Annotated in this window: 12 protein-coding genes; 6 read left to right on the top strand and 6 right to left on the bottom strand. The window is 52.2% G+C overall.

Annotated elements, in window-relative coordinates; translation table 11 throughout:
* The first annotated feature begins 123 nt into the window (after positions 1-123).
* On the top strand, positions 124-504 hold the full coding sequence (gene panD, locus IP582_RS04005) for an aspartate 1-decarboxylase (RefSeq protein WP_039078406.1): 381 nt from the start codon (positions 124-126) through the stop codon (positions 502-504).
* Between the two features lie 152 nt (positions 505-656).
* Here panD and IP582_RS04000 read toward each other — a convergent pair whose 3' ends face one another.
* From IP582_RS04000 to IP582_RS03985, 4 genes are all read right to left on the bottom strand, one after another.
* A complete protein-coding gene (locus IP582_RS04000; protein WP_193795144.1) occupies positions 657-1,901 on the bottom strand; it encodes a polysaccharide deacetylase family protein in 1,245 nt (414 codons plus the stop codon).
* 63 nt (positions 1,902-1,964) lie between these two features.
* Positions 1,965-2,405 (bottom strand): PTS sugar transporter subunit IIA, encoded by a 441-nt coding sequence (locus tag IP582_RS03995; protein WP_039078404.1) that lies wholly within the window; start codon positions 2,403-2,405, stop codon positions 1,965-1,967.
* A 118-nt stretch (positions 2,406-2,523) separates the two neighbouring features.
* Positions 2,524-3,294, bottom strand: a complete 771-nt coding sequence (locus IP582_RS03990; RefSeq protein WP_039078403.1) for an ABC transporter permease — start codon at positions 3,292-3,294, stop codon at positions 2,524-2,526.
* On the bottom strand, positions 3,291-4,217 hold the full coding sequence (locus IP582_RS03985; protein ID WP_039078402.1) for an ABC transporter ATP-binding protein: 927 nt from the start codon (positions 4,215-4,217) through the stop codon (positions 3,291-3,293). The genes IP582_RS03990 and IP582_RS03985 overlap by 4 nt, the downstream gene beginning before the upstream one ends.
* 106 nt (positions 4,218-4,323) lie before the next feature.
* Between IP582_RS03985 and can the strand changes: the two genes are divergently transcribed.
* Positions 4,324-4,986: a carbonate dehydratase gene (can, locus tag IP582_RS03980; protein WP_039078401.1), complete on the top strand. Its 663-nt coding sequence runs from the start codon at positions 4,324-4,326 to the stop codon at positions 4,984-4,986.
* Positions 4,987-5,060: 74 nt separating this feature from the next.
* On the opposite strand, the gene hpt is transcribed toward can, so the two are convergent.
* The gene (gene hpt / locus IP582_RS03975; protein WP_039078400.1) at positions 5,061-5,597 is read right to left on the bottom strand and encodes a hypoxanthine phosphoribosyltransferase; all 537 of its coding nucleotides are present in this window, start codon (positions 5,595-5,597) and stop codon (positions 5,061-5,063) included.
* A gap of 207 nt (positions 5,598-5,804) precedes the next feature.
* On the opposite strand from hpt, the gene IP582_RS03970 reads away from it, so the two are divergent.
* Positions 5,805-8,192 carry a glucose/quinate/shikimate family membrane-bound PQQ-dependent dehydrogenase gene (locus tag IP582_RS03970; RefSeq protein WP_039078399.1) on the top strand — a complete coding sequence of 796 codons (2,388 nt, stop codon included), beginning with the start codon at positions 5,805-5,807 and terminating at the stop codon, positions 8,190-8,192.
* A 115-nt stretch (positions 8,193-8,307) separates the two neighbouring features.
* Here IP582_RS03970 and cueO read toward each other — a convergent pair whose 3' ends face one another.
* Positions 8,308-9,876, bottom strand: a complete 1,569-nt coding sequence (cueO, locus tag IP582_RS03965) for a multicopper oxidase CueO (RefSeq protein WP_193795143.1) — start codon at positions 9,874-9,876, stop codon at positions 8,308-8,310.
* Between the two features lie 155 nt (positions 9,877-10,031).
* Here cueO and IP582_RS03960 point away from each other — a divergent pair, with 155 nt between their 5' ends.
* The 3 genes from IP582_RS03960 (at position 10,032) to speD (ending at position 12,151) form a co-directional block, all read left to right on the top strand.
* Positions 10,032-10,379, top strand: a complete 348-nt coding sequence (locus tag IP582_RS03960; RefSeq protein WP_193795142.1) for a YacC family pilotin-like protein — start codon at positions 10,032-10,034, stop codon at positions 10,377-10,379.
* A 96-nt stretch (positions 10,380-10,475) separates the two neighbouring features.
* Complete coding sequence (gene speE, locus IP582_RS03955) at positions 10,476-11,342, top strand: polyamine aminopropyltransferase (RefSeq protein ID WP_193795141.1); 867 nt, start codon at positions 10,476-10,478, stop codon at positions 11,340-11,342.
* A 14-nt stretch (positions 11,343-11,356) separates the two neighbouring features.
* Complete coding sequence (gene speD / locus IP582_RS03950; RefSeq protein WP_125125322.1) at positions 11,357-12,151, top strand: adenosylmethionine decarboxylase; 795 nt, start codon at positions 11,357-11,359, stop codon at positions 12,149-12,151.
* Positions 12,152-12,217 lie beyond the last annotated feature (66 nt).

Here is a 12,217-nt window from a genome sequence, read left to right as displayed (position 1 = left end):
GGCAATACTGGCCTGTTATCGGCCTGGTCTGGCGCTGTCGCCGGGCCGGGAAAGTCTGGCCGGGCAGCCAAATGCCACCCGGCGATATACCTGTATTTCGTTACGCCATTAAAGGTAGAAGTTATGATTCGCACGATGCTGCAAGGCAAGCTCCACCGCGTCAAAGTGACACAGGCCGACCTGCACTATGAAGGTTCCTGCGCGATTGACCAGGATTTCCTTGAGGCGGCTGGTATCCTGGAATACGAAGCCATCGATATTTACAACGTCACCAACGGTAAACGCTTTTCCACCTATGCCATTGCCGGTGAACGTGGCTCCCGCATCATTTCAGTTAACGGTGCGGCGGCGCACTGTGCTGACGTTGGCGACATCCTGATTATCGCAAGCTACGTCACCATGCCGGATGAGCAGGCGCGTAGCTGGCAGCCGAAAGTCGCCTATTTTGACGGCGACAACGAGATGAAACGCACGGCAAAAGCGGTTCCGGTACAAGTTGCCTGAATGGCATAGCCGACTCATTAATCAGGCATAATGGGCGTTATTGATGCAGACAGTTTGAACACGGACGGCGCGCAGTCACCGGAGCGTACGCGAGGATGACGAGCACTGCCCTGGTTCAAAAATGGCAAATAAAATAGCCCATTTTGCCTGATTTATCCCTGAGGTTGATTGCTTATTAACCTCGACATATCCTCCAGCGAATCCGTCTTTAAGATATACAACCGTTTCAGTAAGTACGGATTATCCCCAGGCTTTACCTTCCCTCGCACCGTGGTCAACGCAAGATGGAAACCGGCATCTTTCGCCGCAGCCAACGCTTTGTCGTCATAGCCGCCGAACGGATAGGCCAGATACCAGATGTGCTGGTTGAACTGCGAAAGCGCGCGGCGTGAATGCTTAAAATCCATCAGGATATTGTCATAACTCCGACTTAGCAGTATCGGATGGCCCACGTCATCGGTGCGATGCAGGAAATGAGTATGTGACTGAAAATCAAAGACATGAGAAATTTGCTCCAGTTCAGAGATGCTCATGAACTGCAGGGATTTGGGATCCCAGAGCTGCGGTTTGCGCTTAATACGCGACGAAATAATAAAAGCGGTCGCCCTGAAACCATTCTGCTTTAACACCGGATACGCATAACGACTGACCGATTTCAGTCCGTCATCAAAGGTGATCACCACTGAACGGGCAGGAAGGTTCATCGCGTTACGTATATAACCTTCCAGTTGATACATGCTTAACGTGGTATAGCCCTGGTCATGCAGCCAGCTCATCTGGTTGGTGAAAGCGCGAAGAGAGGTGGTCGTCGAGGTATGACGAAACCGCGTGTTCTCCTCGTCTTCCAGAATATGATGGTAGGTGAGCACCGGAATACCGTTATCTTCCTGCGCATCCAGGCTACTGATCCACGCCAGACGTTCGCCAATGCGAATCTGATACCAGGTCTGGTTGAGTCTGTCTTTCAGCTTGCTGATGATGGGGTAGCGCAGATTCCCGGCCAGAATACCCAATTGTTCACTGGTATTGTCCGCCTCGTTATACATCGGTGTATCACGCCAGGTGATCAAATTGTGATTACTCAGGGGCTTATTGAGGTCGCCAAGGCTATCCTGAACCTTCTCACTGCCACGAACCGTTCCCAGATGCCCTTTATCTATCCACGCTTTACCGAAGCCGAAGCGAAATTCGTAATAGTCTTCCGCCCCTGGCACAACCGCCAGAATTTGTCCGGCGCGGATATTGCCAACAGTCATAACATTGTTGCCAATCTGCGCCCATATGTCGGCATCTTCCGTAATTTGCATATAGCGAGCAGGATCGGGATTTTGACTAACGAGACGTGCAGAAACGCTACATGACACCAGCAAGAAAAGAATGAGGAGAAAACGAGGCATGCACCTAACCAGGCTAAAAATAATTTAGGTTATTGTAGGAAAAAGAAAAATGAATACCAACGTTTATTTTTCATACAAATCATGTAACAACACAAACGGCGGATTTTTCTGTTGCTGATGCCAGAGACTGCTGACCACCGGCGCGCCAGCGCCCACAATCTGCTCACGAAAATCGGCACTGCTACATACTTCACGCAGCGGATACATTGCTTCCAGCAACTCAGCATCAACGCCGGATATCACTTCACAATGCTCATGCTTGTGGCTCATGAGCGAGGCGGCACGGTAAGGCGCGGCCCCGGAAATATCGGTCAAAAAAACCACGCCATCACCGGAATCCGTTTCATGCAACGCATCACAAATCATGCGGCTGAGCATATTGGTGCTAAGCCCGTGGCGAAAGTTGACCGCTCTACATTGTTTAAGCGGACCAAACCGGCTCTCCAGACTGTCCAGCATCTCCTGCGCCAGTTCACCATGGCACGTAATGACCCATCCCAGCATACCTATCTCCTTAGCAGACTTGCAGTTTAGCCAGGTGACCATCAGCCGTCGGTGACAGATATCATAGATTAAAAGGGCAATGAGAACCCGGCGACGAACGCCGCCGGGTAAGTGGCGATTAACTGCGCAGACCGCGTCCGCGCTGAATTAAATACCAGCACAATATATAAAAAGCGATGATAAACACCGCCAAAACCGCCACAGTGGTGAAAAGCGGCACATCGGTAATACCGAGGAAACCAAAGCGGAAACCGCTAATCATGTAAACAATGGGGTTGAGATGAGACAGCGCCTGCCAGAAAGGCGGTAGCAACGTCAGCGAATAGAACACCCCACCGAGATAGGTCAGCGGTGTCAGGACAAATGTTGGGATCAGGCTGATGTCATCAAAGGTTGTCGCAAAAACGGCATTCAGCAGACCCGCCAGCGAGAACAATACCGCGGTCAACAGCAGCGTTAACGCAACAAAAACCCACGAGTGGACCTGAAAAGGCACGAAAAACAGCGACACGGCCGTCACCAGCACCCCGACACATAAACCGCGCGCCACGCCGCCACCCACATACCCTGCGATAATCACATGCGTGGGCACCGGGGCGACCAGCAGCTCTTCAATATTGCGTTGAAACTTGGCGCTGAAAAATGATGACGCCACGTTTGCATAGGCGTTAGTGATCACCGCCATCATGATCAGGCCTGGCACGATGAATTGCATATAGGTAAAGCCGTGCATTTCACCGATACGTGAGCCAATCAAATTACCAAAGATAATAAAATAGAGGGTCATGGTAATCACCGGCGGCACCAGCGTCTGTACCCAAATACGCATAAACCGTTGAATTTCTTTATGCCAGATACTTTTCAATGCCACCCAATAAAGCTGCATCATGCGTGCTCTCCTTTTTTCTCATGCACCAGCGTGACGAACAGCTCTTCCAGACGGTTAGCCTTGTTGCGCATACTCAAGACCTGTACGCCCTGCGCGCTAAGCTGGCTGAACACGCTATTTATCCCCTGCTCACGCAACACTTCGACCTCCAGGGTCGACGTATCCACCAGCCGATACTGGTAACCTTCCAGCTTCGGTAATGGGCTTTTCGTTGCCAGATCGAGGATAAAGGTTTCCGATTTTAGCTTCGCCAACAATGACTTCATGGAGGTGTTTTCAATCAGCTCGCCGCTCTGAATAATGCCGATGTTGCGACACAGCATCTCGGCCTCTTCCAGATAATGGGTAGTCAGAATGATGGTGGTGCCTTTGTCGTTGAGATCTTTCAGAAAGCCCCACATAGAACGACGCAGTTCGATATCCACCCCGGCCGTAGGTTCATCAAGGATCAGCAGCTTCGGCTCATGCATCAGGGCGCGAGCAATCATCAAACGACGCTTCATCCCGCCCGATAACATACGCGCTCGTTCGTTGCGTTTTTCCCACAGATCGAGCTGGTTCAGGTATTTTTCGCTACGCTCCAGCGCCTCTTTACGCTCAACGCCGTAGTAACCTGCCTGGTTAACCACAATCTGCTGTACGGTTTCAAACGGGTTAAAATTGAACTCCTGCGGCACAAGACCGAGCTGCCGTTTGGCGTTAACGATATCTTTTTGCAGGTCGTAGCCGAAGACACTCACGCGTCCGGACGTTTTATTTACCAGAGAACTGATGATACCTATGGTGGTCGATTTTCCTGCGCCGTTTGGTCCCAGTAACGCGTAAAAATCCCCAGCTTCTACTTTAAGATCAATACCACGTAGCGCATGAACGCCGCCCGGGTAGGTTTTTTTAAGCTGCTCAAGCTCCAGTGCAATGGTCATGAATTTTCACTTACCTTATTCTTACACTCGATGTGTGGTTTAAAAAACGTGGGAGTTGACCTATATTAGCGCAACGCACTTATTTGGTTACAGGTCGTTAACTTCCATGAAAGACATAGATACACTCATCAGCAACAATGCACTATGGTCAAAAATGCTGGTGGAAGAGGATCCCGGCTTTTTCGAAAAACTGGCGCAAGCGCAGAAACCGCGTTTTCTATGGATTGGATGTTCTGACAGTCGCGTTCCCGCAGAACGCCTTACCGGCCTTGAGCCAGGCGAACTGTTTGTTCACCGTAACGTTGCCAACCTGGTTATTCATACCGACCTGAACTGCCTTTCTGTGGTTCAGTACGCGGTCGATGTACTGGAAGTTGAGCATATCATCATCTGCGGCCACTACGGCTGTGGTGGTGTGCAGGCGGCGGTGGAAAACCCGGAACTGGGGCTGATTAACAACTGGCTGCTGCACATTCGCGATATCTGGTTCAAGCATAGTTCGTTGCTTGGCGAGATGCCGCAGGAGCGCCGCCTTGATACCCTTTGCGAGCTGAACGTGATGGAGCAGGTGTATAACCTGGGTCACTCCACCATTATGCAATCTGCCTGGAAACGTGGACAAAAAGTCACGATTCACGGTTGGGCGTATGGCATCCACGATGGTTTACTGCGTGACCTGGAAGTCACCGCAACGAACCGCGAAAGCCTGGAACAGCGCTACCGTCAGGGCGTCTCGAACCTCAGCAAGAAACACATCAACCACAGATAATCTTGCCTTCCCGGCAGCATGATGCCAGCCGGGATAACGCATCAGGCCGGGCTAAAGCCCGGCTTTTTTTATGCTTACTCGTCCAGCATCACCACTTTGCCGACATACGGCAGGTGGCGATAACGTTGCGCATAATCGATACCGTAGCCCACCACGAATTCATCAGGGATCGAGAAGCCGACAAATTCCACATCAACCGGCACTTCTCGGCGCGACGGTTTATCGAGCAGGGTGCAAATAGAGAGAGACTTCGGCTCGCGCAGACTGAGAATTTCGCGCACTTTAGAGAGTGTATTGCCAGAATCGATAATGTCTTCAACGATCAGAACGTCTTTACCGCGAATATCTTCATCCAGATCTTTGAGGATTTTAACATCGCGGGTCGAAGACATGCCGCTGCCATAGCTGGAGGCGGTCATAAAATCGACTTCGTGCGGTACCTGCACTTCACGGCAAAGGTCTGCCATGAACATAAATGAGCCGCGCAGCAGGCCCACCAGCACCATTTCACTGCCACTGTCCTGATAACGTTCTGTGATTTGACGACCCAATTCGGCGATACGCGCTTTGATCTCCGCTTCCGGGATCATCACTTCAACAATATGTTTCATTTTAAATAACCATATGATTTAAATACTAAATCACTCAATAACCCGCGTTTTGCTTTGGTTATTGAAGCGCAAGGCGTGCAGTATACCAGCAAACGCATTTCCGATGCTTATCTGTCGATAAAGCTCATTTTGTGATGACGATCACACTTGTTAAATCCTATAATTAGTTGCTACTAAAACATTAATGAATTTGATGAGTGTCTTTTTATGGCTGAAACAAAAACGCAACGCTCAGGTATCCTTGTGATACTGACCGCGCTGTTCGCAGCATTCTGCGGACTGTACTTACTGATCGGCGGAGTATGGCTGGTCTCTCTTGGTGGTTCCTGGTACTACCCTATTGCCGGGGTGGTAATGCTTGGCGTCACTGCACTGCTCTGGCGGCGTAAGCAGTCAGCATTATGGCTGTATGCCGCGTTGCTGCTGGCGACCATGATCTGGGGCGTGTGGGAAGTGGGCTTCGACTTTTGGGCGCTCACGCCTCGCAGCGATATCCTGGTCTTCTTCGGTATCTGGCTTATTCTGCCTTTCGTCTGGCGCAGACTGATTTTCCCTTCCGGTGGTGCGGTTGCCGCACTGGTGGTTGCGCTGCTGATTAGCGGCGGCATTCTCACCTGGGCGGGCTTTAATGACCCGCAAGAAGTGAACGGTACGCTGAATGCGGATGCCACGCCGGCTGCCCCGATTTCTCAGGTTGCTGACGGCGACTGGCCAGCTTATGGCCGCAACCAGGAAGGTCAACGTTTTTCACCGCTCAAGCAGATCAATGCGGATAACGTTAAGAACCTGAAAGAAGCCTGGGTGTTTCGTACCGGAGACCTGAAACTGCCAACAGACCCGGGTGAACTGACCAACGAAGTGACGCCGATTAAAGTGGGCGACACGCTTTATCTGTGTACTGCTCACCAGCGCCTGTTCGCTCTGGACGCCTCGACCGGTAAAGAGAAATGGCACTTTGACCCGCAGTTAAACGCCAACCAGTCCTTCCAGCATGTCACTTGTCGCGGCGTCTCTTATCATGAAGCACGTGCAGAAAACGCCAGCCCGGATGTTGTCGCGGATTGCCCGCGTCGCATTATGCTGCCGGTTAACGATGGCCGCCTGTTTGCCATCAACGCCGACAACGGCAAACTGTGCGAAACCTTTGCCAACAAAGGTATTCTGAATCTGCAGACCAATATGCCGGACACCACGCCAGGTCTGTATGAACCTACCTCACCGCCGATCATCACCGATAAGGTGATTGTGATTGCCGGTTCGGTAACGGACAACTTCTCTACCCGTGAAACCTCCGGTGTTATTCGTGGTTTTGACGTGAATACCGGCAAGTTGCTCTGGGCTTTTGATCCAGGCGCGAAAGATCCCAACGCTATTCCGTCTGACCAACACAGCTTTACGTTCAACTCGCCCAACTCGTGGGCGCCAGCCGCCTATGATGCGAAGCTGGACCTGGTCTATCTGCCAATGGGTGTGACTACCCCGGATATCTGGGGCGGCTACCGCACGCCGGAGCAGGAACGCTATGCCAGCTCTATCGTGGCGCTGAACGCCACTACCGGTAAACTGGCGTGGAGTTACCAGACCGTTCACCACGATCTGTGGGATATGGATATGCCGTCCCAGCCGACGCTGGCAGACATCACGGTTAACGGCAAAACAGTTCCGGTGATTTACGCCCCGGCGAAAACCGGCAACATCTTCGTGCTGGATCGCAGCAACGGTAAGCTGGTTGTCCCGGCACCGGAAAAACCGGTTCCGCAGGGTGCGGCCAAAGGCGATTACGTCACCAAAACTCAGCCGTTCTCAGATCTGAGCTTCCGTCCGAAGAAAGATCTCAGCGGGGCGGATATGTGGGGCGCGACCATGTTCGACCAACTGGTCTGCCGCGTGATGTTCCATCAGTTGCGCTATGAAGGCATCTTCACTCCGCCATCTGAGCAAGGCACACTGGTGTTCCCGGGTAACCTGGGGATGTTCGAATGGGGGGGTATCTCCGTTGATCCGAACCGCCAGGTCGCGATCGCCAACCCGATGGCCCTGCCGTTTGTCTCTAAACTGATCCCACGCGGTCCGGGCAACCCGATGGAGCAGCCGAAAGATGCGAAAGGTAGCGGTACAGAGGCGGGGATTCAGCCGCAGTATGGCGTGCCGTTCGGCGTAACCCTGAATCCGTTCCTCTCTCCGTTTGGCCTGCCGTGTAAGCAGCCAGCATGGGGTTATATTTCCGCGCTGGATTTGAAAACCAACCAGGTAGTGTGGAAAAAACGTATTGGTACGCCGCAGGACAGCATGCCGTTCCCGATGCCCGTTCCGGTGCCGTTCAATATGGGGATGCCGATGTTAGGCGGCCCAATCTCTACTGCCGGTAATGTGCTGTTCATTGCTGCAACCGCAGATAATTACCTGCGCGCGTACAATATGAGCAACGGCGAGAAACTGTGGCAGGGCCGTTTGCCAGCAGGTGGCCAGGCAACGCCGATGACCTATGAAGTGAATGGCAAGCAGTACGTTGTCATCTCTGCGGGTGGTCACGGTTCGTTTGGTACGAAGATGGGTGACTATATTGTTGCCTACGCCCTGCCGGACGAGAAGTAAGGCACCGTCCCCTCAGACTGCACAAGGTAAAAGCAAAAAGGCAACGCGAGTTGCCTTTTTTAATGTCTGCTCCCGGTATGAACCGGGAACATGGGTAACACTTTTTACCGTAAACCTACACCGTAAATCCAAGCATCATGCCCGTATCTTCATGCTCAAGCAGATGGCAGTGTGCCATATAGGCATACTCCTTCGGCGCATCATGCGCAAAGCGGACCAACACTTCGCTTTTCGCCCCTTCAACGCTGACAATATCTTTCCAGCCTGCGCGATGCGCAGCAGGCGGCTTACCGTTTTCTGACAGAATGCGGAACTGTGTGCCGTGAATATGGAACGGATGCAGCATCATGTCGCCTTCTCCAGAAATGACCCAGCGCTCCCAGGTATCTTTCTGCGCGGCAAACGCAGGCACTTGCATATCGAACGCCTTGCCGTTGATTCGATTGGCGCTATGGAATGCCATCCCGCCATCGCCGTGATTCATCTGCCCCATGTCACCATGATTCATCTGCATCTGACCATGGTTCATATTGCCATGTTGCATCCCCATCCCCGCCATTGCGGCATCGCCGTATTTTTGCTGCAGAGCCTGCATCCCCATCATGTCCAGCATGGGATCCATGGAGAGCTGCAAAGTCCGCTGTGTTAATCCATCCAGCGCTGGCAGTCCGGGCAGCGTCGCCAGTGTATCGGGTAAAATACCAGATGCCGTTACCACCACAGGTTGAATACGCAACAGCGGATAGGGCTTATCAAAAGGCGCCACCGTCATGCCCATTTGCTGTACGGGCAACGTGACCAGATCGAAGACTTTATTATCCCGGGTCTCCACCAGCACCTCAAAGCGCTCACCCGGCAACATTGCCAGCTCGCTGACTTTCACTGGCGCATTCAACAAGCCACCGTCGCTGGCAATAACGTACAACGGGCGATTATCGCTGGCGGCAACGTTCAGCGAGCGAGCGTTACAACCATTGAGTAAGCGTAAACGCAGCCAGCCACGGGGGGCCGCGTGCTGTGGGTAAACCGCACCGTTCGTCAGTAACGTATCGCCAAACCACCCTACCGCTGCGCTCATCACATCCAGTTGATAGTCAATCTGTCCGTCAGCGGTAAAACGTTTGTCCTGCATGATGACCGGAATATCATCAATGCCCCACTGTTGCGGCAGGCGTAGCTTACGGCTGTTATCATCTTCAATCAGTAACAGCCCGGCCAGCCCCATCGCCACCTGATGGCCGGTTTTTCCATGTTGATGGGGGTGAAACCAGCAGGTTGATGCAGGCTGATCCGGGGTAAACGAGACCGTACGGCTATCGCCGGGCTTAATCACGCCCTGCGGCCCGCCGTCAACGTCGCCCGGTACTTCCAGACCGTGCCAGTGTACGGTTGTCTCTTCCGCCAGCGCATTGCGAATGGATACGTTAACGGTTTTCCCCTGACGCATTTGAATCGCGGGCCCCAGCAGGCTGCCGTTATAACCCCAGGTTGTCGCCTGTTTGCCCGCAAACGTTGATGCTCCAGCCTGAACCGTAAGTTGAATATGGTTTTGTGCATCGGCGCTCAGTAACGGGGGAATCGGTAGCACAGGCCTTTCCGCCGCCAGCAAAGAACGACTCCAGAGCGGCAGTGCACTCGCCACGCTCAGCGCAGCAGAGTATTTCAAAAAATCACGACGTTGCATGTCCCTTTCCTTACGGTTATCAGCCTGGAATTTGAGCATAAACCCTCCCCTTGCCGGAAGGTCAAGAAAAGTGGCAGTAATCGGACAATAATAAATATCGTCGCCTCGCCAACAGTGTGCTAACGTTTAATTTCCGTTATGCCGTGGTAGAAATAATGAAGACGCTTTTCAGAACAATTTTATTCGGCAGCCTGCTGGCTGTCTCCGCTAATAGCTACGCCCTGAATGAATCCGAAGCGGAAGATATGGCTGACCTTACGGCTGTGTTTGTTTTTCTGAAAAATGACTGCGGTTATAATAATTTACCTAATGGTCAGATTCGCCGGGCGCTGGTTTTCTTCGCACAGCAGAACAAGTGGGATCTGAGCAATTACGACGCCTGGGACATGAAATCGCTCGGTGAAGCAAGCTACCGCGACCTGAGTGGCATCCGCATTCCTACCGCCAAAAAATGCAAAGCGCTGGCGCGTGACTCGCTCAGCCTGCTCGCTTACGTGAAATAAGTTATTTCCAGTGGGGGACGCTGACCGTGCATCCACGGTCAGAGTTAGCTATGATGTTGCGCCTGTTTTGAGCAGGTGTTAACAAAGGAGCAACCTATGGCCGATAACACGTTGTGGCACGAAACGCTGCACGATCAGTTTGGGCAATACTTTGCCGTTGATAAGGTGCTGTACCACGAGAAAACCGGGCACCAGGACCTTATCATTTTCGAAAACGCCGCTTTTGGCCGCGTAATGGCACTCGATGGCGTGGTGCAAACCACCGAACGCGACGAATTTATCTATCATGAAATGATGACCCACGTTCCGCTGCTCGCCCATGGCCGCGCGAAACAGGTGTTGATTATCGGCGGTGGTGATGGCGCTATGCTGCGTGAAGTCAGCCGCCATAAAAACATCGAGACCATTACCATGGTCGAAATTGATGCCGGCGTCGTCTCTTTCTGCCGCCAGTACCTGCCAAAACACAACGCTGGCGCTTACGATGATCCCCGTTTCCAGTTGGTTATCGATGATGGCGTAAACTTTGTAACGCAGACCACACAAACGTTTGACGTGATCATTTCCGACTGTACCGATCCGGTCGGTCCCGGCGAAAGTCTGTTTACCTCCGCGTTTTACGAAGGCTGCAAACGTTGCCTGAATCCCGGCGGTATCTTTGTGGCACAGAATGGCGTCTGCTTCCTGCAACAGGATGAAGCGCTGGACAGCCATCGTAAGCTCGGTCATTACTTTGCCGATGTCGGTTTTTACCAGGCAGCCATTCCCACCTATTACGGTGGCATTATGACCTTTGCCTGGGCGACGGATAATGAAGCGCTACGTCACCTTTCCAGCGAAATTATTCAGGCGCGTTTCCACAATGCAGGCCTGACGTGCCGTTATTACAATCCGGCCATTCATACGGCGGCATTTGCTCTGCCACAATATCTGCAAGACGCACTCTCTTCACAGTCGTCCTAAGGAGAGATACGAAATTGAAAAAACTCAAACTGCATGGCTTTAACAACCTGACCAAGAGCCTGAGTTTTTGTATTTACGATATCTGCTATGCCAAGACAGAAGCAGAGCGTGACGGGTATATCGCTTATATCGATGAACTCTATAACGCTAATCGTCTGACAGAAATCCTGACGGAAACCTGCAATATCATTGGCGCCAATATTCTTAATATCGCCCGTCAGGATTATGAGCCGCAGGGTGCGAGCGTGACTATTCTGGTCAGCGAAGAACCGGTCGACCCGCAGCTCATAGATAAAACCGAGCACCCCGGCCCGCTGCCGGAAGCCGTGGTCGCCCATCTCGATAAGAGCCATATCTGTGTGCATACCTATCCGGAAAGCCACCCGGAAGGCGGGCTGTGTACTTTTCGCGCGGATATAGAAGTGTCGACCTGCGGGGTGATTTCGCCGCTGAAAGCGCTGAATTATCTGATTCACCAGCTTGAATCGGACATTGTGACGATCGATTATCGCGTGCGTGGCTTTACCCGTGACGTGAACGGCATGAAGCACTTTATCGATCACGAGATCAATTCCATTCAGAATTTTATGTCAGAGGATATGAAGTCGCTGTATGACATGGTGGATGTGAATGTTTACCAGGAAAACATTTTCCACACCAAGATGTTGCTTAAAGAATTCGACCTTAAGCACTACATGTTCCATACCAGGCCAGAAGAGCTGACCGCGCAGGAACGCAAAGAGATTACAGAAGCCTTATGGAAAGAGATGCGTGAGATTTACTACGGTCGCAACATTCCGGCCGTGTGATCTACAACGGAGCAGGGATGCTCCGGTCTGTTTGCCAGAACGCATCGCTCATTCCAGTAGGTTTCG

Origin of the sequence: Citrobacter sp. BDA59-3, from assembly GCF_015167655.1 — a bacterium.
Lineage (GTDB): Bacteria > Pseudomonadota > Gammaproteobacteria > Enterobacterales > Enterobacteriaceae > Phytobacter > Phytobacter diazotrophicus.
Note: the sequence above shows the minus strand (reverse complement) of the source record. Positions and strands in the feature narration are given on the sequence as shown.

Bases quoted from the DNA above. Each gene is read 5' to 3' on its own strand.
- IP582_RS03970 (WP_039078399.1), top strand. From the start codon at position 5,805: ATGGCTGAAACAAAAACGCAACGCTCAGGTATCCTTGTGATACTGACC.
- IP582_RS03990 (WP_039078403.1), bottom strand. From the start codon at position 3,294: ATGATGCAGCTTTATTGGGTGGCATTGAAAAGTATCTGGCATAAAGAA.
- IP582_RS03985 (WP_039078402.1), bottom strand. From the start codon at position 4,217: ATGACCATTGCACTGGAGCTTGAGCAGCTTAAAAAAACCTACCCGGGC.
- IP582_RS03960 (WP_193795142.1), top strand. From the start codon at position 10,032: ATGAAGACGCTTTTCAGAACAATTTTATTCGGCAGCCTGCTGGCTGTC.
- IP582_RS03995 (WP_039078404.1), bottom strand. From the start codon at position 2,405: ATGCTGGGATGGGTCATTACGTGCCATGGTGAACTGGCGCAGGAGATG.
- IP582_RS04000 (WP_193795144.1), bottom strand. From the start codon at position 1,901: ATGCCTCGTTTTCTCCTCATTCTTTTCTTGCTGGTGTCATGTAGCGTT.
- can (WP_039078401.1), top strand. From the start codon at position 4,324: ATGAAAGACATAGATACACTCATCAGCAACAATGCACTATGGTCAAAA.
- panD (WP_039078406.1), top strand. From the start codon at position 124: ATGATTCGCACGATGCTGCAAGGCAAGCTCCACCGCGTCAAAGTGACA.
- cueO (WP_193795143.1), bottom strand. From the start codon at position 9,876: ATGCAACGTCGTGATTTTTTGAAATACTCTGCTGCGCTGAGCGTGGCG.
- hpt (WP_039078400.1), bottom strand. From the start codon at position 5,597: ATGAAACATATTGTTGAAGTGATGATCCCGGAAGCGGAGATCAAAGCG.
- speE (WP_193795141.1), top strand. From the start codon at position 10,476: ATGGCCGATAACACGTTGTGGCACGAAACGCTGCACGATCAGTTTGGG.